This is a genomic window from Serratia sp. JSRIV006, assembly GCF_019968685.1.
In the GTDB taxonomy this organism is placed as follows: Bacteria; Pseudomonadota; Gammaproteobacteria; order Enterobacterales; family Enterobacteriaceae; genus Chania; species Chania fonticola_B.
In genome coordinates, this window is sequence record NZ_CP074137.1 from 5176865 (window position 1) to 5199990 (window position 23126).

The 23126-nt window shown below is 54.8% G+C and carries 22 protein-coding genes; 8 read left to right on the forward strand and 14 right to left on the reverse strand.

Annotation, left to right across the window (positions count from 1 at the left end):
* The first annotated feature begins 100 nt into the window (after window positions 1–100).
* Window positions 101–1021: a kdo(2)-lipid IV(A) palmitoleoyltransferase gene (gene lpxP / locus KGP16_RS23910; protein ID WP_223500461.1), complete on the forward strand. Its 921-nt coding sequence runs from the start codon at window positions 101–103 to the stop codon at window positions 1019–1021.
* 131 nt (window positions 1022–1152) lie between these two features.
* Window positions 1153–1842, forward strand: a complete 690-nt coding sequence (locus KGP16_RS23915; RefSeq protein ID WP_094981542.1) for a CTP synthase — start codon at window positions 1153–1155, stop codon at window positions 1840–1842.
* A gap of 30 nt (window positions 1843–1872) precedes the next feature.
* Here the strand turns inward: KGP16_RS23915 and KGP16_RS23920 are convergent, their stop codons facing one another.
* The gene (locus KGP16_RS23920) at window positions 1873–2562 is read right to left on the reverse strand and encodes an LrgB family protein (RefSeq protein ID WP_021180789.1); all 690 of its coding nucleotides are present in this window, start codon (window positions 2560–2562) and stop codon (window positions 1873–1875) included.
* Complete coding sequence (locus KGP16_RS23925; protein WP_059199016.1) at window positions 2555–2977, reverse strand: CidA/LrgA family protein; 423 nt, start codon at window positions 2975–2977, stop codon at window positions 2555–2557. Before KGP16_RS23925 ends, KGP16_RS23920 begins: the two co-directional genes overlap by 8 nt.
* A gap of 134 nt (window positions 2978–3111) precedes the next feature.
* Between KGP16_RS23925 and KGP16_RS23930 the strand changes: the two genes are divergently transcribed.
* Window positions 3112–3996 carry a LysR family transcriptional regulator gene (locus KGP16_RS23930; protein WP_094981540.1) on the forward strand — a complete coding sequence of 295 codons (885 nt, stop codon included), beginning with the start codon at window positions 3112–3114 and terminating at the stop codon, window positions 3994–3996.
* Window positions 3997–4248: 252 nt separating this feature from the next.
* Window positions 4249–5976 (forward strand): SulP family inorganic anion transporter, encoded by a 1728-nt coding sequence (locus KGP16_RS23935; protein ID WP_223498546.1) that lies wholly within the window; start codon window positions 4249–4251, stop codon window positions 5974–5976.
* A 36-nt stretch (window positions 5977–6012) separates the two neighbouring features.
* Here KGP16_RS23935 and KGP16_RS23940 read toward each other — a convergent pair whose 3' ends face one another.
* From KGP16_RS23940 to KGP16_RS23960, 5 genes are all read right to left on the reverse strand, one after another.
* The gene (locus KGP16_RS23940) at window positions 6013–7662 is read right to left on the reverse strand and encodes a Na+/H+ antiporter (RefSeq protein ID WP_021180793.1); all 1650 of its coding nucleotides are present in this window, start codon (window positions 7660–7662) and stop codon (window positions 6013–6015) included.
* Window positions 7663–7846: 184 nt separating this feature from the next.
* Window positions 7847–9208: an NCS2 family permease gene (locus KGP16_RS23945; protein ID WP_039995975.1), complete on the reverse strand. Its 1362-nt coding sequence runs from the start codon at window positions 9206–9208 to the stop codon at window positions 7847–7849.
* 388 nt (window positions 9209–9596) lie between these two features.
* Window positions 9597–10004, reverse strand: coding sequence for a VOC family protein (locus tag KGP16_RS23950; RefSeq protein ID WP_021180795.1), 408 nt, complete (start codon window positions 10002–10004; stop codon window positions 9597–9599).
* A 46-nt stretch (window positions 10005–10050) separates the two neighbouring features.
* Entirely contained in the window at window positions 10051–10719 is a 669-nt protein-coding gene (locus KGP16_RS23955) for a glutathione S-transferase family protein (protein WP_059199019.1), read from the reverse strand.
* Window positions 10716–10940 (reverse strand): lipocalin-like domain-containing protein, encoded by a 225-nt coding sequence (locus KGP16_RS23960; protein WP_314733075.1) that lies wholly within the window; start codon window positions 10938–10940, stop codon window positions 10716–10718. Before KGP16_RS23960 ends, KGP16_RS23955 begins: the two co-directional genes overlap by 4 nt.
* A gap of 211 nt (window positions 10941–11151) precedes the next feature.
* On the opposite strand from KGP16_RS23960, the gene KGP16_RS23965 reads away from it, so the two are divergent.
* Entirely contained in the window at window positions 11152–11412 is a 261-nt protein-coding gene (locus KGP16_RS23965) for a YdgH/BhsA/McbA-like domain containing protein (RefSeq protein ID WP_021180798.1), read from the forward strand.
* Between the two features lie 196 nt (window positions 11413–11608).
* Complete coding sequence (locus KGP16_RS23970) at window positions 11609–12358, forward strand: 3-oxoacyl-ACP reductase family protein (protein ID WP_059199020.1); 750 nt, start codon at window positions 11609–11611, stop codon at window positions 12356–12358.
* A gap of 58 nt (window positions 12359–12416) precedes the next feature.
* Here KGP16_RS23970 and ssb1 read toward each other — a convergent pair whose 3' ends face one another.
* A complete protein-coding gene (gene ssb1, locus KGP16_RS23975; RefSeq protein ID WP_024483970.1) occupies window positions 12417–12959 on the reverse strand; it encodes a single-stranded DNA-binding protein SSB1 in 543 nt (180 codons plus the stop codon).
* Window positions 12960–13246: 287 nt separating this feature from the next.
* Between ssb1 and uvrA the strand changes: the two genes are divergently transcribed.
* Entirely contained in the window at window positions 13247–16075 is a 2829-nt protein-coding gene (gene uvrA, locus KGP16_RS23980) for an excinuclease ABC subunit UvrA (RefSeq protein ID WP_223500463.1), read from the forward strand.
* A 218-nt stretch (window positions 16076–16293) separates the two neighbouring features.
* Here uvrA and KGP16_RS23985 read toward each other — a convergent pair whose 3' ends face one another.
* The 4 genes from KGP16_RS23985 to KGP16_RS24000 all read right to left on the reverse strand — a co-directional run bounded on the left by KGP16_RS23985 (window position 16294) and on the right by KGP16_RS24000 (window position 19420).
* Complete coding sequence (locus tag KGP16_RS23985; protein WP_059199022.1) at window positions 16294–16713, reverse strand: DUF1090 domain-containing protein; 420 nt, start codon at window positions 16711–16713, stop codon at window positions 16294–16296.
* A gap of 372 nt (window positions 16714–17085) precedes the next feature.
* The gene (locus KGP16_RS23990; protein WP_021180803.1) at window positions 17086–17439 is read right to left on the reverse strand and encodes an MmcQ/YjbR family DNA-binding protein; all 354 of its coding nucleotides are present in this window, start codon (window positions 17437–17439) and stop codon (window positions 17086–17088) included.
* 245 nt (window positions 17440–17684) lie between these two features.
* The gene (locus KGP16_RS23995) at window positions 17685–18878 is read right to left on the reverse strand and encodes an amino acid aminotransferase (RefSeq protein ID WP_179249245.1); all 1194 of its coding nucleotides are present in this window, start codon (window positions 18876–18878) and stop codon (window positions 17685–17687) included.
* A gap of 74 nt (window positions 18879–18952) precedes the next feature.
* A complete protein-coding gene (locus tag KGP16_RS24000) occupies window positions 18953–19420 on the reverse strand; it encodes an Lrp/AsnC family transcriptional regulator (RefSeq protein WP_161739182.1) in 468 nt (155 codons plus the stop codon).
* Window positions 19421–19644: 224 nt separating this feature from the next.
* Here KGP16_RS24000 and KGP16_RS24005 point away from each other — a divergent pair, with 224 nt between their 5' ends.
* Window positions 19645–20412 (forward strand): transporter substrate-binding domain-containing protein, encoded by a 768-nt coding sequence (locus KGP16_RS24005; RefSeq protein ID WP_021180806.1) that lies wholly within the window; start codon window positions 19645–19647, stop codon window positions 20410–20412.
* 74 nt (window positions 20413–20486) lie between these two features.
* Here the strand turns inward: KGP16_RS24005 and alr are convergent, their stop codons facing one another.
* Together alr and dnaB are read right to left on the reverse strand one after the other, a co-directional pair.
* Window positions 20487–21566: an alanine racemase gene (gene alr / locus KGP16_RS24010; RefSeq protein ID WP_094982842.1), complete on the reverse strand. Its 1080-nt coding sequence runs from the start codon at window positions 21564–21566 to the stop codon at window positions 20487–20489.
* Window positions 21567–21583: 17 nt separating this feature from the next.
* Entirely contained in the window at window positions 21584–22996 is a 1413-nt protein-coding gene (dnaB, locus tag KGP16_RS24015; protein ID WP_024483977.1) for a replicative DNA helicase, read from the reverse strand.
* Window positions 22997–23126 lie beyond the last annotated feature (130 nt).

Below are 23126 nucleotides of genomic sequence, written 5' to 3' on the forward strand. Positions count from 1 at the left end.
CTAAACGATCGTCATGACTGGGTGTCAGAGTATGGTATCGCTATTGAGTCGCTTCTTTATGCGCTACAGGTTTCTACCCCATTTCGCATACAGAGTTGATATGAAGCGTCCACAAACTTTTAAACGTGCATTACTGCACCCTCGCTACTGGCTTACCTGGTTTGGTCTGGCGGTACTGTTCCTGCTGGTTCAACTACCCTATCCCCTGCTGCACAAGCTCGGTGGCTGGATGGGCCGCACCTCTATGCACTTCCTGAAACGCCGCGTGTCGATCACCCGCCGCAATCTTGAACTGTGCTTCCCGGAGATGGACGAAGCACAGCGCGAACGTCAAATTATCGGTAATTTCGAATCCCTCGGCATGGGCCTGCTGGAAACCGGCATGGCCTGGTTCTGGTCAGATAAACGCGTGAAACGCTGGTTCAACGTGAGCGGCATCAACCACCTGAAACAAGCCCAGCAAAATGGCCGTGGGGTGCTGGTGATTGGCGTGCATTTCATGTCGCTGGAGTTGGGCGGCCGGGCGATGGGCCTGTGTCAGCCGATGATGGCCATGTATCGCCCACACAACAACAAGGCGATGGAATGGGCACAGACCAAAGGCCGCATGCGCTCGAACAAAGCCATGCTGGATCGCAAGGATTTGCGCGGCATGGTGCAAGCCCTGAAGCGCGGCGAAGCCGTATGGTTCGCTCCCGATCAGGATTACGGCCCACGTGGCAGCGTGTTTGCCCCGCTGTTTGCCGTCGATCAGGCCGCCACCACCAGCGGGACATTTATGCTGGCCCGCATGGCTAAACCGGCCCTGGTACCGGTAGTATTGATCCGTCGCCCGAAAGGCTGTGGTTACGATCTATTGATCCAACCGGCGTTAGAAGACTACCCAATCGACGATGAAGTGGCCGCCGCCGCCTACATGAATAAAGTGGTAGAAAAAGAGATCATGCGCGCTCCAGAGCAATATCTGTGGCTGCATCGCCGCTTCAAAACGCGCCCTACGGGTTCGCCTTCACTGTATTAAACTCGCTTTCAGGGGTGCCACTTCTGGTACCCCATCCCCCTCGCGCATTTTGTGCTCTCTTTTGAAAAATTCACAGACCCGTTTTTAACTCTGCTGTAACATCCTTTTTTACCCGCTCAGGAAAAGAAATGATGAAAACGCAGGTTCGTCTTGCTCTGATTGGTGATTACCGCAGCGAAGCCGTTGCCCACCAGGCCATCCCCGTCGCTCTCCAACTTACCGCCTCACACCTCGATATTGATATCCAATCCCAGTGGCTCCCCACAGAATCTTTGACCGATGTCTCTGTCCTGCAGGATTATGATGCTATCTGGGTGGTCCCTGGCAGCCCCTATCGCAACGATGGCGGCGTCTTTATGACGATCCGCCATGCTCGCGAGCAGAACATCCCCTTTCTAGGGTCTTGCGGTGGGTTTCAATATGCGGTGGTGGAATATGCACGCAATGTGATGGGTTGGCACGATGCTGGCCACGCGGAGACCGATAGCGGGGGCCGCTTGGTGATCGCACCGCTGAGCTGTTCACTGGTTGAGAAAACCGGCACCATCCTGTTTCAGCCAAACACGCTGATCGCCCGCGCCTATGGCAAGCTGGAGACTCACGAAGGCTATCACTGTAACTTTGGTGTTAACCCTGAATTTGTGGCGGATTTGGAGCAACACCCACTGATCATTAGTGGGCATGACATTGAAGGCGATGTGCGCTCGGTGGAACTGCCAGGGCACCGTTTTTATGCCGCTACCCTATTCCAGTCAGAACGTGCAGCGTTACGTGGGGATCTTTCCCCACTGATTGTGGCCCTGATCCAGGCCGCTCGATAAGCCTTGCCGGGGGCTAACCCAGCCCCCTGATTACCACATTAACCGGCCAATCAAGGGTGCCCCGATCACCGTGATAATCCCCGCCAACATCATCACCAGGCTAGACACCACCCCTTCCTGCTGGCCTATCTCATAGGCTCTGGCGGTACCGGCACCGTGGGAAGAAGCACCAAACCCCGCCCCTTTCGCCAGACCGCTGCGCACCGACAGGCGCAGGAACAGAATATCGCCTACCGCCATGCCAAACACGCCGGTAATCACCACAAACAGTGCCACCAAATCGGGTTGCCCCCCCATCTGCTTCGCCGCTTCCAGCGCGAACGGCGTAGTGATAGAACGCACCGCCAGGCTGCGCTGCACTTCATCCGGTAACGTCAACCAACGGGCCAGCCACACCGAGCTGTAAACGGCTACCACCACTGCGGTAAGCACCCCGGCGCTGAGAGAAAGCCAATGGCGGCGGATAATATGCAGGTTTTCATATACCGGCACGGCAAAAGCGATGGTTGCTGGGCCAAGCAGCCACAGCAGCCAGTGCGTTTCACCGATATAGCTCTGATACGAGATATGCGTCACCACCAGCAATAGCACCAATACCATCGGCGTTAGCACCAATGGCATCAACAGCAGGCTACGGCGACGGCGATAGAGCCGTTTATTGGCAAAGTAGAGTACCAATGTCACCACCAGGCAGGTGATGCTGAGGATCACGTCATTCATTACGCATTTTCCGCCGTTGCAGCCAGATCTCGAAGCGATAAACGCGATCCACCACCAACCCGGTCGCTCCCAGCGTCAGCATGGTGCTGATGGCAATCACCAGAAAAATCTTCCAGCCTTCCACCATCAACAGTTGGGCATAGTTCACCACCGCCACCACCGCTGGCACAAAAAACAGCAGCATTTCGGCCAGTAACCAACGCGATCCCGCTTTTACCCAGTTGAGCGGCAAAATGCGCAGCAGGATCAGCGCCAACATCATCAACATCCCCACGATATTGGCGGGCAAAGGCAGATGAAACAGTTGCACCAGCCGATCGGCAAGCAGGAATAACAAGGCATATAGCACTACCTGGATCGGCACCTGTAAGCGAGTCAGCAAAGCAGGCGCAGCACGGCGTAACGCCAGAGACATGAAAGCAACCTCAGAAAAAATCAAGGCTTACAGTATACGCAGCCGGGAAACCCTGCCTGAAATGAATTAAAATTATCAACATCATGCCGTAAGGGAATAGTTTCCCGGCGGCACCGCCTTCAGGAGAGCCCAAAGTGGATGTCCGCACCCTGCGTTATTTTGTGGAAGTGGTCCGCCAGCAAAGTTTCACCCGCGCGGCCGAGAAGCTGTTTGTTACCCAACCCACCATCAGCAAGATGTTGCGCCATCTGGAAGATGAGTTGGAGTGCACACTGCTGGTACGTGAAGGGCGCAAGCTGCACCTCACCGACAGCGGGCAGGCGGTTTATCAGCGCGGCCTGGCGATCCTCGATGAGTTCCGCCAGTTGGAGGCCGAACTGGAGGACATCAGCTCGGTGAAAAAGGGGGTGCTGCGGCTGGGTATTCCACCGATGGTCGGCAGGCAGATCGCCGGTTTGATCCGTCAGTTCCGCCAGACCTATCCGGGGATCGAACTGAAGATCTCCGAACTGGGCGGCCTTTCGGTCGAACAGGCGGTGTTAACCGGAGAATTGGATCTGGCGATGACGATACTGCCCGCAGTCTCTGACCAGCCGTTGACCTTTTTGCCCCTGCTAAGCCACCCGATGTGCGTAGTTGTGCCAAAGACGGCACACTGGCTCAACCGCACCAGCATCGCGATCAATGAGCTGGCCGAGTGGCCAATCCTGATTTATAACGAAGACTTCACGCTGTATAAAATGCTGATGGCAGCCTTTCAGCAGGCGGGCTTCGAACCCAAGATTGCCGTACGCAGCGGCCAGTGGGATTTTCTGGCAGCGATGGTGCAGGCCGGAGTGGGAATTGCCACCTTACCGGAGCCAGTCTGCCAATGGCTGGATAAAGAAAACCTGATCTGGCTGCCGCTGGAGCCACGTATGGAGTGGCAAGTGGGGCTGATCTGGCGCCAGGGCAGCTATCTTTCCCACAGCGCCCAGGCCTGGATTGCCTGCTGCCGGGAGTACTGGCCTCAGCCTTGATAGTCTTCTGTTTCCCCTCACCCCAACCCTCTCCCAAAGGGCGAGGGAGCCGATTCAGAGCGCCTATCAAGTAGCGTGATCAATCTGTGGCCCGTAAAGTCCCTCTCATTGCATAACGGTAGCAAATTCACGTCATAATCCCCTGCTATACTTCGGCTAATGCTCACCCAAAATCACAAAAAAACCGCTGATTTACTCTTCCGGCCAACGAAAGAGACAGCATGCCCCTTTATTCAGCCGGATGGAAATGATATGCAGCGGAAATCCCTCCAGAGTATCGCGCCTGGCCTGATGAACCTGCTCGCTTACGATCGTAGCTGGTTGAAACCTGATATCCGCGCTGGCCTCTCGGTGGCAGCAGTGGCATTACCGGTGGCGATTGCCTACGCCGAGCTGGCTGGCGTGAGCGCCATCGTCGGGCTTTACTCCTGTATTCTACCGATGATCGCCTACGCCATTTTTGGCTCATCGCGTCAGCTGATCGTCGGGCCTGATGCAGCCACCTGCGCGGTCATCGCCGCAGTAGTCACTCCTCTAGCGGCTGGCCATACCGAGCTGCACTGGCAATTGACCATCGTAATGACCCTGATGATGGGAACCTGGTGCCTGATTGCCAGCCGCTTCAAGCTGGGAGCCATTGCAGACCTGCTGTCACGCCCGATCCTCAATGGATTGCTCAACGGCGTGGCGCTTACGATTATCGTCAATCAGATCAGCAAGATATTCGGGTTTGCCTCGTCCTCCAGCGAGCTGATTGAACGTATTTACGCACTGCCGGTTAACTTACTCAACAGCCATTGGCCCACGGTGCTTATGTCACTGCTGACGCTGCTGATCCTGCTTGGCGTCCACTACACCCGGCCTAACTGGCCTGCACCGCTGTTCGCCGTAGTGCTGACAACGGCGTTGACCTGGGCGGCTAATTTGCCGCATTTTGGCATTGAAACGGTTGGGGGCTATACCGGTGGCGGTTTGCCCATGGTGTCATGGCCTGATTTTAAACCCGGGCTGCTGCGCGATCTGGTGATCCCGGCGCTCAACCTTGCCGTAGTCAGCTTTGTCAGCATGATGCTGACCACCAGGAGCTTTGCGGCAAAGAATGGCTACGAGGTTGACGCCGACAGCGAGTTTCGCGCACTGGGGCTGGTGAATATCGTCTCCGGGCTTTCGCAGGGGTTTGCCATCAGCGGTGCCAACTCTCGTACCGCCGTTAATGATGCCAACGGCGGAAAAAGTCAGTTGGTCTCGGTGATTGCCGCGCTGGCGATCGCTTTGGTAGTGGCATTTTTTAGCGAGCCGCTGCAGTTTATCCCCATCCCGGTGCTCGGCGTGGTGCTGATTTACGCCTCTTGGTCACTGCTGGATATGCGCAGCATTTTCCGGTTGCGCAAACGCAACCGCCCCGCGTTCTATCTGGCGCTGTTTACTTTCTTGAGCGTGCTGCTGGTAGGGATCATTCCCGGCATTGGGCTGGCGGTGCTGCTGGGTCTGTTGCAGTTTCTACAGACGGTTTTCCGGCCAACCGAACAGCTACTGGGGGTCAATGCAGACGGTATGATCCATTCGCTGGGTAAGAGCAACGGCGTCCAGCCTGTCGATGGCGTCATTATGTACCGCTTTAATTCGCCGTTGACCTATTTTAACGTTGCCTACTTCAAGCGGCGGATCACCACTCTGGTAAATGGGGCTCCGGGCCATCCACGTTGGGTGGTTATTGACGCGGTGGCCAGCTTCACCCATGCGGATATTAGCGTGTTAGCCGCTATCGAGGAATTGAAGCGGGATTTGCAACTACGGGGGATCGGCCTGGTGCTCGCAGGCCGCCGTACCGAGCTGACACGCTGGTTTCGCCTGGATCGCTCCGGCAGCAAGGAGAATAAACTGATCCTGGTTCCCGATCTGTATCTGGCGTTGAAGCTGATCCAAAGCAAGGAGAGTAAAGCGCAAGGGGATCGAGATGCCGAAGCCTTGGCTGAATAAGATAGGGGCCGCATAGCGGCCCCCGTAAAGATGTGGTTAGCCTTCTCGCTCAACCAGTAAGGCTTCCAGCAGATCGAGATCGTGCAGCAGTTTTTGCAGCGTCTCGTTGCTGATTTTTTGCGTAGCGCGTAGATGATAAAGCTCACCACGCTCCGCCCGCAAGGCGGTCAAACGGAAACGCCGCTCGAGATTTTCCAACGCCAGCGCATTTTCGATATCGTCTTTACTGGCAATACGCCGCCGCAACATTCCGGTCACCCTGGAACTGACCTCTTTGAGCACCTGCGGATCGAGGTTTTCCTCGGTGTCGGCCACCAGCCGCTCTTCCATCTTGTTGATGCTCTCAATCGCCACCTCGGCAGCCATGGCAATCGCCATGCGCTCTTCGGTCTTGCTGGCACTCTTGTCTGCGACATGCACCCCGCGCAGCAATAACGGCAACGCCAGTACGCCAACGATCAGTGACAGCAAGATCACCCCGGCGGCGATAAACACCAGCTGATAGCGCGCCGGGAAGGCGGTGCCATCGCTAAGTAACAGCGGGATAGAGAGCACACCAGCCAGCGTAATCGCCCCACGCACGCCAGCGAAAGAAGCAACCCACAGCTCACGTATGCTGTAATCGCCAAACTGTAGAGGGCGCTTTTTCATAAAGCGATTACTGGCCTTTTTCATTACCCACAGCCAGCTGAAACGCAGCACCAGCAGCGCGGCGTAGATAATCGCCACGTCGGTGAACAGATACCAGGTCTCGATAGTCGGATCCAGTTCAGCCTGCACAATCGAGGTTTCCAAGATCCCCGGCAGTTGCAGCCCCAACATGATGAACACCATGCCGTTGAACACGAACTCCAGCATCGCCCAGACGCTGTTAGCGCGCAAACGCATGGCCAGCGGTGCGTTACGGATCACGCCAGACTGGCTGATGGTCATCCCCGCCGCGACGGCAGCCAGGATGCCGGACACGCCGATATGTTCGGCAATCAAATAGGAGGCAAAGGGTAACAGCAACAGCAGCACAATCTGCGTGGCCGGATCGTCTCCGCTCCAACGGCTCATCACGCGCAGCGATTTACTGTAGGTCCACGTCACCGCCACACCGGCCAGCAGGCCACCGATTGCCACCTTCAGGAACTCCATAGTGGCGCCACCGACGGTAAACACCATGGTCCCCATTGCCACCGCGATGGCAAATTTTAACGATACCAGGCCAGAAGCGTCATTCATCAACGCCTCACCTTCCAGCACACTCATGATACTTCTTGGGATACGCCCTTTACCGACGATACCGCCCAGAGCCACGGCATCGGTAGGAGACAATACTGCCGCCAGCGCAAACGCGGCGACCAGCGGGATCCCTGGTACCATCAGGTAAATGAGATAACCCACGCCGACAACGGTGATCAACACCAACACCAGGGCCAACCCCAGGATTTCACGCCCGTGGTGCAAGAATTCACGGGTAGGCGTTTTCCATCCGTCGGCAAACAGCAACGGTGGAATAAACAGCACTAAAAACAGTTCGGGGTCAAAATCAACGTGCAACCCGAAATGCGGCCAGGCCAGCAAGGCCCCAATGGCAATTTGCATCAAGGGTAACGGGATCTGGAACGGCAACATGCGTGTTACCACCCCAGACAGGGAGACCACCAGGATCAAAATGAGGATTGTAAAAAATATTTCCATGCTTTCCTTAGACTCTTAAGTTCAGATCACCAAAGCGCGCGGGTAACAGTGTCCGAATAGTAGATCACTTTTTTTCTCAGTTATAAAGCTTGTTGTGCCTTTCAAAACACGTCGCAGAAAAGGGGAAGAATAGTCTTAAGGAAATGAACGACGGGGCCGGAGGATGGCCCCGTAGAAGAAAGGCTTAAATTGCCCAACCACCCGCATAGAATGCCACCAGCGCCACCGCGATTAACACGGTACCGATATTCAGCCTACGCCATTCACCAGAGAACACGCGGCCAATCACCAGCGAGCTGAAGCCCAGCATGATGCCCGTCACAATGTTACAGGTCAGCACGATAAACACCGCGCACAGCAAACCGGCCATGGCGTCGACAAAGTCGTCGAAATCCAGCTTGGTGACGTTGCTCAACATCAGCAGGCCAACGTACATCAGCGCAGGAGCGGTGGCGTACACTGGCACCAGATAGGACAGCGGCGACAGGAACAGGATCAGCAGGAATAACAGCCCAACTACGGTGGCCGTCAGGCCGGTTTTACCGCCCGCCGCCGTACCTGCGGCAGATTCGATATAAACCGCGGCAGGTGCAGCCCCAACCAGCCCGGAGAAAATGCTGCTCAGGGAATCAGAGGTCAGCGCTTTGCCACCGTTAATGATCTGGCCATCTTTATCCAGCAGATTGGCCTGCCCGGCGACCGCACGGATGGTGCCAGTGGCGTCAAACACCGCAGTCATTACCAATGCCAACACGCTTGGCAACACCACCGGTTGTAACGCCCCCATGATATCCAGGCTGAAGATCAGCGATTTGCCATCCGGCCCCGCCAGGCTAGGCATGGCGAACAACCCTTGGTATTTCACCGCCGGGTCGAAAATCAGGCCGATAACCGAAATGGCAATAATGACCAGCAAGATGCCGCCAGGTACACGCAGTTTTTCCAGGCCGAAGATCACCGCCAAGCCGATTAACGTCATCACCACCGGAAACGAGGTAAATGCTCCCAGCGCTACAGGCAAACCATCCAGCGGATTTTTCACCACCAGGCCGACACCGTTAGCCGCGATCAACAGCAGGAACAGGCCGATACCAATACCGGTGCCGTGCGCCACTCCCATTGGCAGGTTACGCAGGATCCAGGAGCGGATACCGGTAATCGAGATGATGGTAAACAGGATCCCCATCAGGAATACCGCGCCCAGCGCCACGGGAATGCTGATCTGCTGACCCAGCACCAGGCTAAAGGCGGTGAACGCCGTCAGTGAAATGGCACAACCAATCGCCATCGGCAGGTTGGCCCACAAGCCCATCAGCAACGACCCCAAACCGGCAACCAGGCAGGTGGCAACGAATACCGCAGTCGGTGGGAAACCGGCTTTACCCAGCATGCTGGGAACCACGATCACCGAGTAGACCATCGCCAGGAAGGTGGTTAGCCCTGCCACCACTTCCTGACGCACGTTGGTACCCCGTGCTGTAAGTTTAAAGTACGCATCAAGCCCGCCTTTGGGTGTCACGGCGTTATTTGCTTGAGAATTCGACATGTTGCTGTCCCCTGTTTTTCATTGCTGCCAGCCTGGATGAAGTGGCTTGTTATCCCACTGATGCATGGTCATTACGAAACCGTTTCCGTCACGTTCGCTTCCTTACCCTTCAGGAACGCGGCAACAGACACCGTGTAAAAGGCAAACGTTTAACTCTCATCGCATGCAGCGGGTGATTTATGATGGTCTTATCCCCAAAAATCCCAAACGCTACCGGGTGGGATTTTCAAGGCAAACGATTATCTAGCCTTCTATGCCGTCTGATCAACTAAAGATCGCGACAATTTATGCGAAAACGTATTGGGATCGCTCATTGTTGAAGATGTGAGGTTTATCACATTACGACTTGAAGAGGAGAGATCGCCCCGACAGCTTGGGGCGGAAAAGATTATTGCGATTGCATCGCCTGCTCATCCATGTACATCAACTCCCAGATATGACCGTCCAAATCCTGGAAGCCATGGCCATACATAGTGCCGTAATCCTGTGGCTGATTATAGGTATTGCCACCGGCGGCAATGGCTTTGCGTACCAACGCGTCTACCGCAGCACGGCTGGGTTGCGACAGGCAAATCAGCACTTCCGTCGCTTTGTTGGCATCGCTGACGGGATTGGGGGTAAACAGTTGGAATTTCTCGTGAGTCAGCAACATCACGTAAATACTCTCACTCACGACCATGCAGGCGGCAGTGTCATCGGTAAACTGCGGGTTGAAGATAAACCCCAGTTGGCGGAAGAACTCGATAGAAGCGGGCAAATTGCTGACGGGCAGGTTAACAAAAATTTGCGTAGCCATGGGCTACCTCCTATGAAAGTGACCCTATCGAGTATAGTTCAAGCCTTCACCCCAGCACGCTAAACGGCCCCCCCTGTTCCAGAGCCCGTTGATATGCAGGACGCGCGTGAATGCGTTGCAGGTAGTCTTGCAGTTTCGGGCACCCCTCCAGCCCGCCTCGCCCAGCTAGCGCCTCCACAGGGAAACTCATCTGGATATCCGCAGCGCTGAATTCATTGCCTACAAACCAGGTACTTTTATTCAGGTGTTGCTCCAGATAATCGCGATGCGTGACAATCTGCTTATCCAGATACTCTCTCTGTACCCCTTTACCGATCGCCCCGGCAATCGGGCGTATCACCCATGGGATCGGCGGGTGTCCTAAACGGCTAAACACCAGTTTCATTACCAGCAGCGGCATCAACGACCCTTCTGCATAGTGCAGCCAATAGCGATACTCCTGGCGAGCGTGAAAATCCGTGGGCGTGAATAACCCTTGTGCGTCATAGGCTTCCTGCAGGTATTCAATAATGGCGCCCGACTCGGCCAGTGTCAGATCGCCGTCTACCACTACCGGCGATTTGCCCAACGGGTGGATCTTTTTCAATTCGGGCGGTGCCAGCATGGTGGTTTTATCGCGTTGATAACGCAGAACCTGATAGGGAACACCGAGCTCCTCCAGAAACCATAAAATGCGCTGCGAACGCGAGTTGTTCAGATGATGCACGATAATCATGATTTTTCTCCCTCAGCGGCCTGGAGCCGTTGCCACACCAATTCGCCAATTTGCACGCTGTTGTCCAGTTGCAACGGCACGGTGCGTAATGTGAGTGTCTCGCCAGTGAAACTGTAGAAGCGGATCTGCTGGCTACCCAGCCAGTTGGGGAACGAACACCCCTCGACCCGATGAATGACGCACTGTTTATCTTCATCAATCCGATAGTGGCCAACTGCCAATAAACTGATTCGTTGTCATCACATTCGCTCCCTTGACGCCCAGGTTAAAAGGTAGTTGTGATTTCAACTATCGCCAACCCTACGTATAATTCAATTTATTTGATGTAGATACTCAAAACTCTCCGATTTTCCATTACCGCCAAGTGGCCTATCATTCAACACATCGAGAGACAACGGCCTCTCACCTAACAAAACCCCTGAGGATTGAATTATGAAAAGCATCAAAATTTTTGCTACCGCTGTACTGTTAACTTCCGCTTCTTTCGCCAGCATTGCCGCTGACCAGGTCACCAGCCAGCCAACTGCCGACTCACAGAAAATCGGTGTGGTTTCCGTAAGCGGTGCCAGCAACCTGAGCGCTCTGGAAGCCGAACTGGCAAGCAAAGCGGCCGCATCCGGTGCCAACTCTTACCGTATCGTTTCCGCCGGTGGCCAGAACAAGCTTTACGGCACAGCAGAAATTTTTAACTAATCGTCAGATTATGAGCCCCGCAAGGGGCTTTTCGCGTTTTAACCGGTAATACAAACCGGAACAACCAGACTACTCTATAATGTAACCCATCCCCGCCAGCCAACCGGCACATGGCCCATTTTGGCAATCCCCTGCCTGCGTTTTCCCAGATACTGCAGTTGCTATTTATAACCATTACAACTTTTGGAGAGATATCATGTCGGTAACCCAACTTCTGTCTGGCCGAGTAGCTTTTGTCCAAGGTGGTTCACGCGGTATCGGTGCCGCCATCGTTAAACGCCTGGCACGTGAAGGCGCTACCGTCGCATTCACCTACGTTTCCTCCCCCGATAAAGCCGATGAGGTGGTTGAAGCCATTACGGCGGCTGGCGGTCAAGCCATTGCCATCCGTGCAGACAGTGCCGACGCAGAGGCTCTGCAACAGGCTATACGCCAGACGGTAAACAGCTTCGGCAAGCTGGATATTCTGGTGAATAACGCGGGCGTGCTGGCAATGGGTAACCTGGAGGAATTGTCGTTAGCAGATCTGGATCGCACGCTGGCCGTTAACGTCCGCAGCGTATTTGTTGCCAGCCAGGAGGCCGCCCGCCATATGAATGATAATGGTCGCATTATCAATATCGGCAGCACCAACGCCGAGCGTATGCCGTTTGCCGGTGGAGCGATCTACGCCATGAGCAAGTCGGCGCTGGTCGGCTTAACCAAGGGCATGGCTCGCGATCTGGGTTCACGCGGCATTACCGTCAATAACGTCCAGCCCGGCCCGGTAGATACCGATATGAACCCGGCAGATGGCGATTTTGCCGAACAGTTGAAACCGATGATGGCCGTTGGCCGTTATGGTAAGGATGAAGAGATTGCCAGCTTTGTGGCTTATCTGGCGGGGCCGGAGGCGGGATATATCACCGGTGCCAGCCTGGCGATTGACGGTGGCTTCTCAGCGTAATGCCCTCTAAAGCAAAAAAGCCCCAAAAAGGGGCTTTTCGTTTTGAACCTGAGGACAATCAGAACGGAATATCGTCGTCAAAGTCCATTGGTGGTTCGTTGCTGGCCGCTGGTGCGCTGTTTTGCGCTGGGCGAGCCTGCTGCTGTTGACCACCGCTGAACTGGTTGCCACCCTGTGGCTGCTGAGGTTGACCCCAACCGCCCTGCTGGCCACCCGCTGGAGCGCCGCCGCCTGCTGGAGCACCACCACCTTGGCGGCCGCCCAACATCTGCATGGTGCCACCCACGTTGACCACGATTTCGGTGGTGTATTTTTCTACGCCCGCCTGATCGGTCCATTTACGGGTCTGCAATGCACCCTCGATGTAAACCTGGGAACCTTTACGCAGGTATTCACCCGCCACTTCTGCCAGCTTGCCGAACAACACCACGCGGTGCCATTCCGTTTTTTCTTTCTGCTCGCCAGTAGCCTTGTCACGCCAGCTCTCGGAGGTCGCCAGGGTAATGTTGGCAACTGCGCCGCCATTAGGCATGTAACGGACCTCAGGGTCTTGACCCAGATTCCCGACCAAAATTACTTTGTTTACGCCTCTGCTGGCCATGTTCGATCTCCCGATGAGTCATTTAAGTGGATTCAGACCACATTTTGGATAGTCTAAACCACAAATTGTAGCATGCCACCTGCTTAGATTATACCTGCGAAGTGCCTTCCAAAAATGTCCCGGCGATCGACCTTGTTGCATTCGTATACTGGATATTCATTCAGGTTTTTTTGTGCCATAATTATGCGTTTCGTACTGGCCGAGCCGTTTTTTTGCGCAATAGATCACATAATCGCCCACAAAAGAACGCAGACAGGCGCGGTGTATCATCAAGACGGGAAGTGTAAATGGACAATATCGAAGTTCGTGGTGCTCGAACCCACAATCTCAAAAACATCAACCTGATTATCCCGCGCGACAAGCTGATCGTCGTCACCGGTTTATCAGGTTCAGGCAAGTCCTCACTGGCTTTTGATACCCTGTATGCCGAGGGGCAGCGGCGCTACGTTGAGTCGCTCTCTGCCTACGCTCGCCAGTTTCTTTCGCTGATGGAAAAACCGGACGTCGACCATATTGAAGGTCTATCCCCGGCGATCTCCATCGAGCAGAAATCGACCTCGCATAACCCGCGCTCCACGGTCGGGACCATCACCGAGATCCACGATTACCTGCGCCTGCTGTTTGCCCGCGTCGGCGAACCGCGTTGTCCGGATCACCACGTTCCGCTGGCGGCACAAACCGTCAGCCAGATGGTGGATAACGTGCTCAACCAGCCGGAAGGCAAACGCCTGATGCTGTTGGCACCGGTAGTTAAAGATCGTAAGGGTGAACACACCAAGACGCTGGAAAACCTGGCAACCCAGGGCTATATCCGCGCGCGTATCGACGGTGAAGTGTGCGATCTCTCCGATCCGCCAAAGCTGGAACTGCAAAAGAAACACACCATTGAAGTAGTGGTGGACCGTTTCAAAGTGCGTGACGATCTGGCACAGCGTTTGGCCGAATCGTTTGAAACCGCATTGGAACTGTCCGGCGGTACCGCCGTCGTCGCCGATATGGATGACGAAAAGGCCGATGAACTGCTGTTCTCCGCCAACTTTGCCTGCCCCATCTGCGGCTACAGCATGCGCGAGCTGGAACCCCGGCTGTTCTCGTTCAACAACCCGGCCGGCGCCTGCCCTACTTGTGACGGACTGGGCGTGCAGCAGTTCTTCGATCCTGAGCGTGTGGTTCAGAACCCCGAGCTTTCTCTGGCCGGTGGCGCTATCCGCGGTTGGGACCGCCGTAATTTCTATTATTTCCAGATGCTGCGCTCGCTGGCGGAGCACTATAGCTTTGATGTGGAAGCCCCGTTCAGCAGCCTGGATGCCAACGTGCAGAAAGCGGTACTGAGCGGTTCGGGCAAAGAGTCGGTCGAATTCAAATACATCAACGATCGCGGTGACACCACCGTGCGCCGCCATCCGTTTGAAGGCGTGCTGCATAATATGGAGCGCCGCTACAAAGAAACCGAATCCAGCGCGGTGCGTGAAGAGCTGGCCAAATTTATCAGCAACCGCCCTTGCGCCTCGTGCCGTGGCACCCGCCTGCGTGAAGAAGCCCGTAACGTGTTCGTGGAAGATACTACGCTGCCGGAGATCTCCGAGCTCAGCATCGGCCATGCCATGACCTTCTTCCAGAATATGAAGCTGAGCGGTCAACGTGCCCAGATCGCCGAGAAGGTGTTGAAAGAGATCGGCGATCGTCTCAAGTTCCTGGTTAACGTCGGGCTGAACTACCTTTCACTGTCACGCTCTGCGGAAACGCTGTCCGGCGGTGAAGCCCAGCGTATTCGCCTGGCAAGCCAGATCGGTGCTGGTCTGGTAGGCGTGATGTACGTGCTGGATGAGCCATCCATTGGCCTGCACCAGCGCGATAACGAACGCTTGCTGGAAACCCTGATCCACCTGCGTAACCTGGGTAACACGGTGATCGTGGTAGAACACGATGAAGATGCAATCCGCGCAGCCGACCACGTGATCGATATCGGCCCTGGTGCTGGTGTTCACGGCGGCCAGGTGGTAGCGGAAGGCACCGTCGATGACATCATGGCCCAACCGGATTCACTGACCGGTCAGTTCCTTAGCGGCAAGCGCTCAATCGCCATTCCGGCCGAACGCGTGCCCGCGGATCCGAGCAAAGTGCTGAAACTCAGCGGCGCACGCGGCAACAACCTGAAGGACGTGACGCTTACGCTGCCTGTCGGGCTGTTTACCTGCATTACCGGCGTTTCCGGTTCCGGCAAGTCAACGCTGATCAACGATACGCTGTTCCCGATCGCCCAACGCCAGCTCAACGGTGCAACCATTGCCGAAGCGGCTCCTTACCGCGAAGTGACCGGCCTGGAACATTTCGACAAGGTGATCGATATCGATCAGAGCCCAATTGGCCGTACGCCACGCTCTAACCCGGCCACCTATACCGGGATCTTCACCCCGGTGCGCGAGCTGTTTGCCGGAGTACCTGAATCCCGTACCCGTGGCTACACGCCGGGCCGTTTCAGCTTTAACGTCAAGGGCGGCCGCTGCGAAGCCTGCCAGGGCGACGGCGTGATCAAGGTAGAGATGCACTTCCTGCCGGATATCTACGTGCCTTGCGATCAGTGCAAAGGCAAACGCTATAACCGCGAAACGTTGGAAGTGAAGTACAAGGGTAAAAACATCCATGAAGTGCTGGAAATGACCATTGAGGAAGCCCGTGACTTCTTCGATGCCGTGCCCGCCTTGGCGCGTAAGCTGCAAACGTTGATGGAGGTTGGGCTTTCCTATATCCGCCTCGGGCAGTCGGCCACCACCCTTTCCGGTGGTGAAGCGCAGCGTGTGAAACTGGCGCGTGAGCTGTCGAAACGGGGTACTGGTCAGACGCTGTATATCCTCGATGAGCCTACTACCGGCCTACACTTCGCCGATATCCAGCAGTTGCTGGCGGTACTGCATCAGTTACGCGATCAGGGCAACACCATCGTGGTGATTGAACACAACCTGGACGTCATCAAGACGGCGGACTGGATCGTCGATCTGGGGCCAGAAGGCGGCAGCGGCGGCGGTGAGATCCTGGTGTCCGGCACGCCGGAAACCGTGGCCAACTGTAAAGAGTCTCATACCGCGCGGTTCCTGAAACCGATGTTGCAGAGATAACACCGTGGCCAACATTCCGAACACCAAGCTCGGCATGTTGGCCGTTATTACGGCGCAACCTAGGGACAGCAATAAGTTTCCACCTTAGAATGGCAGGAGCGGATTTGGGGTTTTAACTATCACACGGATATGTAAGTGCCGCGCAGTGGTGAAATAACTCTCACCACCCAAATTCAGCATTATTTATCTGCAGCTAAAATATACTCATATCGGCAAGGCTACCTTCCCCATGACTCCACCTGCTTCAGTTCAAATTCGGCCTCAGCTAATTTTCTCTGTCGCTTAGCAATTTTGCTCGGTTTGCCTTTGAGCTGTGCTTCATATAGCTCTTGTTTTCTTTTCTCTACCTTACGTTGCTTCTTGGCAATTTCATACTGGCGATCGAATTCGAACGGCTGAGTGGCAGGTGCATAATCGTATCTATTATAACGGCCTTTGTAACCACCGTGGCAGTAGGTCTGCACATTGGCCAAGGCCCGATTCAGCCCCTCAACACGATGGACATTGCCATAACGCGTCGCGTACTCGAGCTGCTCTCGCAGTTTTTGTTCTTTTATTGCACAATTTGGCGCCGCCAATGATAATGAGGAATAAACGAGCAGTGGCAGTACGAGAAATATTGAATGATGCAGTTTCATAATTAAATTTCCTTTTAGTAGGTTCCCCTACGGATCCCTTATCCTTATTTGCCTTTAAGCAGATTGATATAGACGCATTAATAACACAGTCATAATTTAAATTCCAATGAGAACTCTCTTAATTAACAGTTCCGTGTATTTAAAATAAATTATAACCCTATTTTTATCAAAATTTAAATATGCGCCAATTAATAGAAAATAATCTAATTAGTGGAATTAAACCAAAAAAAACCTTGCCAATCCTGTTTCTCAGAACTAAATAACGCAGTAAACGATATTGGCCTACAAAATAAAATTTCCCCATAGGTATCGGGGGCGTCGTCCTCTGGCCTGTCGCCACTCTTGAGCCAACAGGCCTGGCCACCTATAAATTCAAATGCGCAGCTCTTGGCGCACCTGATCGGGCAACCCTTCCAGCACCAAACGATATGAGCTGTCGATCAAATGATAAAACTGCGAATTGGGCAAGTTGCCGTCCAGAAATACCGCGTTCCAATGGGCTTTATTCAAATGTTCGCAGGGGACGATTTCCGGATGCTGCTCACGTAGGCTTTCTGCCAGCTCCGGGCTGCTTTTGATCGCCAACGCTGGGCGACCCTGCACTTCACACACCATAGCGAACATGACATCACCCACCTTGATCTGGCTGGCCTGCCATTGGTTTTGATCGCTTTGGTGTGCGCCAGGTTTCGCCATGCAGTATTCCAGCAGTGCTGAGTTATTCATTGGGTTATTTCCCGAAAGACACAATGCGGCGCGAACCACTGTGAGTATGCTGTTACCAGCCAGATACCCTGCCAGTCAGATAGAGAACCGCGCCTGGTCGCTGAAAGCAAGGCTTGATGGCGCTTGCGAAAAGTCTTAGCGCTCTCAGACAGTATATTCTTTATCCAGTTGGCGGCAACCGCCAACACGCAGAAACAATAAGGGGCGATATCGCTATCGCCCCTAAAATCAATGCATTCAGGTCGTTACTGCACCGCGGCAAAGGCCTCGGCCACTTGACGAACGTTATTGTGGTTCAGGCCCGCCACACACATACGACCGCTGTGGATCAGATAGACACCGAACTCTTCACGCAGCCGGTCAACCTGAGCCGCGCTGAAGCCGGTGTAGCTGAACATGCCGCGCTGCTCGAGCAGGTAATCGAAGTTACGCTGTGGCAACGCGCCCTTGAGCGTTTCGACCAGCGCTTTACGCATCTCCAGAATACGGTTGCGCATGGACTCCACTTCGGCCAACCATTGCGCTTTCAACTGCGCATCGTTCAGCACTTTTGCCACCACCTGAGCACCGAAGTTCGGTGGGCTGGAGTAGTTACGGCGCACGGTCGCTTTCAGCTGCCCCAGCACACGCTCGGCGGCTTCGCTGCTTTCACACACCACAGAAAGCCCACCCACGCGCTCACCGTACAGTGAGAAGATTTTCGAGAATGAGTTGCTCACCAGGCACGGCAAACCGGCAGCCGCAATGGCGCGAATGGCGTAGGCATCCTGATCCATTCCGCCGCCAAAGCCTTGATAGGCGATGTCGAGGAACGGGATCAGTTCACGTTCGGCGATCACTTTAACCACCTGATCCCACTGGGCATTGGTGAGATCGGAACCGGTCGGGTTATGACAGCAAGGATGCAGCAGGGCAATGCTCTTGGCCGGCAGCTGTTGCAGCGTGCTCAGCATGGCATCAAATTTCACCCCCAGTTTTTCACCGTCGAAATAGGGGTAAGTATTCACTTTGAAACCGGCGCCACCAAAGATGGCCACGTGGTTTTCCCAAGTCGGATCGCTGACCCAAACCTGAGAGTCCGGGAAATAGCTTTTCAGGAAGTCAGCCCCCACTTTCAACGCACCAGAACCGCCCACGGTTTGAACGGTGGCAATGCGCCCTTGTTGCAGCATGGGGTGTTCAGCACCAAATAACAGTTGCTGGATTGCGCTACGGTAAGGCTGTAGGCCTTCCATCGGCAGGTAGACCGAGGCCCCCTGTTCAACGCTGTTAAGTTGGGCTTCAGCAGCGGCAACGGCCTTCATCTGTGGGATGATGCCTTGCTCATTGTAGTAAAGGCCAATACTCAGGTTCACCTTGTGCGCACGGGGATCTTTTTTGAATTTTTCCATCAGCGACAGGATCGGGTCACCTGCATAGGCTTCAACATTCTGGAACACGGGTTGGTTCTCCTGATTTTGGTTGTTCGGGCACAGTCCCTAATATAGCCACAAATCGGCGTTGGGTTTTAGCTTTATCTGGTCACCGGAAGCAAACCGTTTTCTTTGATCCGTTCCAGCACCACCGCCGTTTTGATATGCCCGACGCTTTTATGGCGGGAAAGCTTCTGGCTGATAAACTCACTTAACGCTGGCAGGTCTGCTACCGCCACTTTCAGCAGGTAGTCGGCATCGCCGGTAGTTTTATAAACGTCAACAATTGCGTCCACTTCTGCCAGCATCTGATGGAAACTGTCGATCTGCTCTTGGGTATGGGTCAGCAGGCTTACCTCTATCAGCCCCACCAGTCCTAATCCCATCGCCTCCGGTGCCAACCTGGCGTGATACCCTTTGATCAACTGGGCCTGCTCCAGGCTGATACGGCGGCGCGAGCATTGCGAGGCCGAAAGCCCGACCAGTTCGCTCAGTTCCTGATTGGTCAGACGGCCATTGGCCTGTAACAGCGTCAGGATTTTCATATCAAAATCGTCAATGTTGTACATAGCCACCTGTAAAATGTGTTAATAAATGTTGACGCTACAGACTAGCAGCTTTTTTAGTCTTGCAACCATCGGTGCTGGCGGGTTGTGAGAGACATAGCAGCAAAGCCAGCTTCCTTGCTCAGAAATGGCATAAAAAACGGCCAAATTACGCAAACCAACAACAATTAACGGCAAAACCGCGCATAAAACCACAAATGTATTTGTCGACATGAAAAGGAAATTTGATGAAAAAACTATTGCCTCTCGCCTTGCTGGTCGCCACCGGGAGCGCCAGCGCACAATCCAATCTGGACAAGGTATTGCAGCAAAAAACGCTGACGGTCTGTACCACCGGCGATTACAAGCCCTACACCTTCCTGAAAGAGGATGGCAGCTACGAAGGCATTGATATCGCTATGGCCGAGTCGCTGGCCAACAGTCTGGGGGCCAAAGTGAAATGGGTAAAAACCACCTGGAAAACCCTGACGCCTGACTTCGTGGCCGGGAAATGTGATATCGCCATGGGGGGGATCTCAGTGACGCTGGAACGCCAGAAGCAGGTGTTTTTTGCCGAGCGGCTTGATACCGACGGCAAGATCCCGCTGGTACGTTGTACCGACGTGAAAAAATACCGCACCATTGAGCAGATTAACAAACCTGCGGTGCGGCTGATCGAGCCTGCCGGTGGCACTAACGAAGCCTTTGTCCGTGCTCATCTGCCCAAGGCCAACCTGACGCTGTCCCACGATAATATGGGCATTTTCCAGCAGTTGGTGGATCGCAAGGCCGACGTGATGATCACCGATGCCTCCGAAGCCCTGTACCAGCAGAAACGTTATCCCAAGCTGTGTGCGGTGAACCCGGATAAGCCGATGCAGTACGGTGAGAAGGCCTATATGTTGCCGCGTGATGATATGAGTTGGAAGCTGTATGTCGATCAGTGGCTGCACTTGAGCAAGGCCAGCGGGGAGTATCAGAAGATTATCGGCCAGTGGCTGGCAGTGAAGAAGTAAAGCTCCTCCTCACCTAATACGTTAAGCGGGCGCACATGCGGCGCCCTTACGCAGTAGTGTGAGACTTGGGGAAGTTACTCGCCTATATATTCCATCGTGACGCGCTGGGTAAGCTTGGTGATCAGTTCATAAGCGCTGATGCCGCTAAAGGCAGCCACCCGTTCAACCGGCAGTTCATTACCCCACAGCACCACTTCGTCACCCACCTTATCGCTGGCATCCGGCCCCAGATCGACGGAAATCATATCCATGGAGACGCGGCCGACGATCGGTACTTCACGTCCGTTCAGCCATACCGGCGTGCCAGAAGGCGCACTGCGTGGATAACCGTCGCCATAGCCCATCGCCACTACGCCCAGGCGGGTATCTCGTTCACTCACCCATAGCCCGCCGTAGCCCACCGGTTCACCAGCTCGATGCTCACGCACCGCGATCAGGCTGGATTTCAGCGTCATGGCTGGTTGCAGCCCAAAATGATCGGCGTAGGGCTTCTCCAACGGGGATACGCCATACAGGATAATCCCCGGGCGTACCCAGTCACGATGAGCCTGTGGCCACAGCAAGATCCCACCGGAAGCCGCGATCGACTTCAGGCCCGGCTTATCGTTGGCGAAATGCTCAAAGCAGCTGATTTGCTTTTCGGTAGCATCCACCAAGGGCTCGTCGGCGCGGCTGAAGTGGCTCATGATATTGACAGGCTGAACCACGTTGCGACAGGCGCTCAAACGCTGGTAGAACGCCTCTGCCTGTTCCGGACGCACGCCCAGACGATGCATACCGCTATCGAGCTTCATCCATACCGATACCGGGTGCGCCAGTTCAACCTGCTCCAGCGCTTCAAGCTGTTCGATGCTGTGAACGGCGGTTTCGATATTATTCGCCACCAGCGCGGGCAAATCTTCAGCACAGAAAAAACCTTCCAGCAGCAGGATCGGTTTAACGATGCCACCGGCACGCAGCATCAATGCTTCGCCGATACGCGCTACGCCGTAACAGTCGGCATCTTGCAAGGTATGAGCCGTTTCCAACAGGCCATGTCCATAGGCGTTGGCTTTCACCACGGCAATCAGGCGGCTTTGCGGCGCCAGGCGACGGATCTGTTGCAGGTTGTGTCGCAGGGCGCGGCGGTCGATAACAGCAGTTGCCGCTTTCATTTCAATTCCTTAGCTGATTATTCGTCATCATATTGTGGCCCCGCATAGTTATCGAAGCGTGACCACTGGCCGTTAAAAGTCAGGCGTACGGTACCAATCGGGCCGTTACGCTGCTTACCCAGAATAATTTCGGCAATCCCTTTCAGATCGCTGTTCTCGTGATAAACCTCATCACGGTAGATGAACATAATCAGGTCGGCATCCTGCTCGATGGAGCCAGATTCACGCAGGTCGGAGTTAACCGGGCGCTTATCGGCGCGCTGTTCCAGGCTACGGTTCAACTGCGACAGTGCCACCACCGGCACCTGCAGCTCTTTCGCCAACGCTTTGAGCGAGCGGGAAATTTCAGCAATCTCCAAGGTACGGTTGTCGGAGAGTGACGGCACGCGCATCAACTGCAGGTAGTCGATCATGATCAGGCTGATCCCGTCATGTTCACGGAAAATACGCCGCGCGCGGGAGCGCACTTCGGTAGGCGTCAGGCCAGAGGAGTCGTCAATATACATATTGCGCTTCTCCAGCAGGATCCCCATGGTGCTCGAGATCCGCGCCCAATCCTCGTCATCCAGTTGGCCGGTACGGATACGGGTCTGATCCACGCGCGACAGCGAGGCCAGCATACGCATCATAATCTGGTTGCAGGGCATCTCCAGGCTGAAGATCAGCACCGGTTTATCCTGCGTCATCGCGGCATGTTCGCACAGGTTCATCGCGAAGGTGGTTTTACCCATTGCCGGACGGGCCGCGACGATGATCAGGTCAGACTTTTGCAGACCGGCGGTTTTCTTGTTGAGATCGTGATAGCCGGTGTCTACGCCGGTAACACCGTCGTGCGGCTGCTGATAGAGCTGTTCAATGCGGGCGACGGTATCTTCCAGAATACGTTCGATACCTTTGGGGCCTTCATCTTTGCTGGCACGGTTTTCCGCGATCTGGAATACCCGGGATTCCGCCAGATCGAGCAGATCTTCGCTACTGCGCCCTTGCGGATCGTAACCCGCATCGGCGATTTCGTTGGCGACGGAGATCATTTCACGAACTACCGCACGTTCACGTACGATGTCGGCATATGCACCAATGTTGGCCGCACTTGGGGTGTTTTTCGATAATTCTGCCAGATAGGCAAAACCGCCCACCGTTTCCAGATCGCCCCTCTGTTCCAACGATTCGGACAGCGTGATCAGGTCGATGGGCCGGCTCATCTCCAGCAGACGCTGCATTTCGGTAAAGATCAGGCGGTGTGGACGGCTGAAGAAGTCGTTGGCGACCACGCGCTCCGCCACGTTATCCCAGCGTTCGTTATCCAGCATCAAACCGCCCAACACGGACTGCTCCGCCTCCAGCGAATGTGGCGGCATCTTCAGCCCTTCCATCTGGCGGTCTCTGGGTTCGTACGTGTTTGTCTTGTTGGTTGGTTTTTTGCCTGCCATGAAGCCTATTCTTTATTCAGTTGCGAATGGGGGTAGCTGACGCAAGAGTATACGTGATTTTCAGTCATGATTCCCTGCGCAAAAAAGGATTAATCACTGCGCAACGAGCTAGATAGTGTGGGCTGATAAG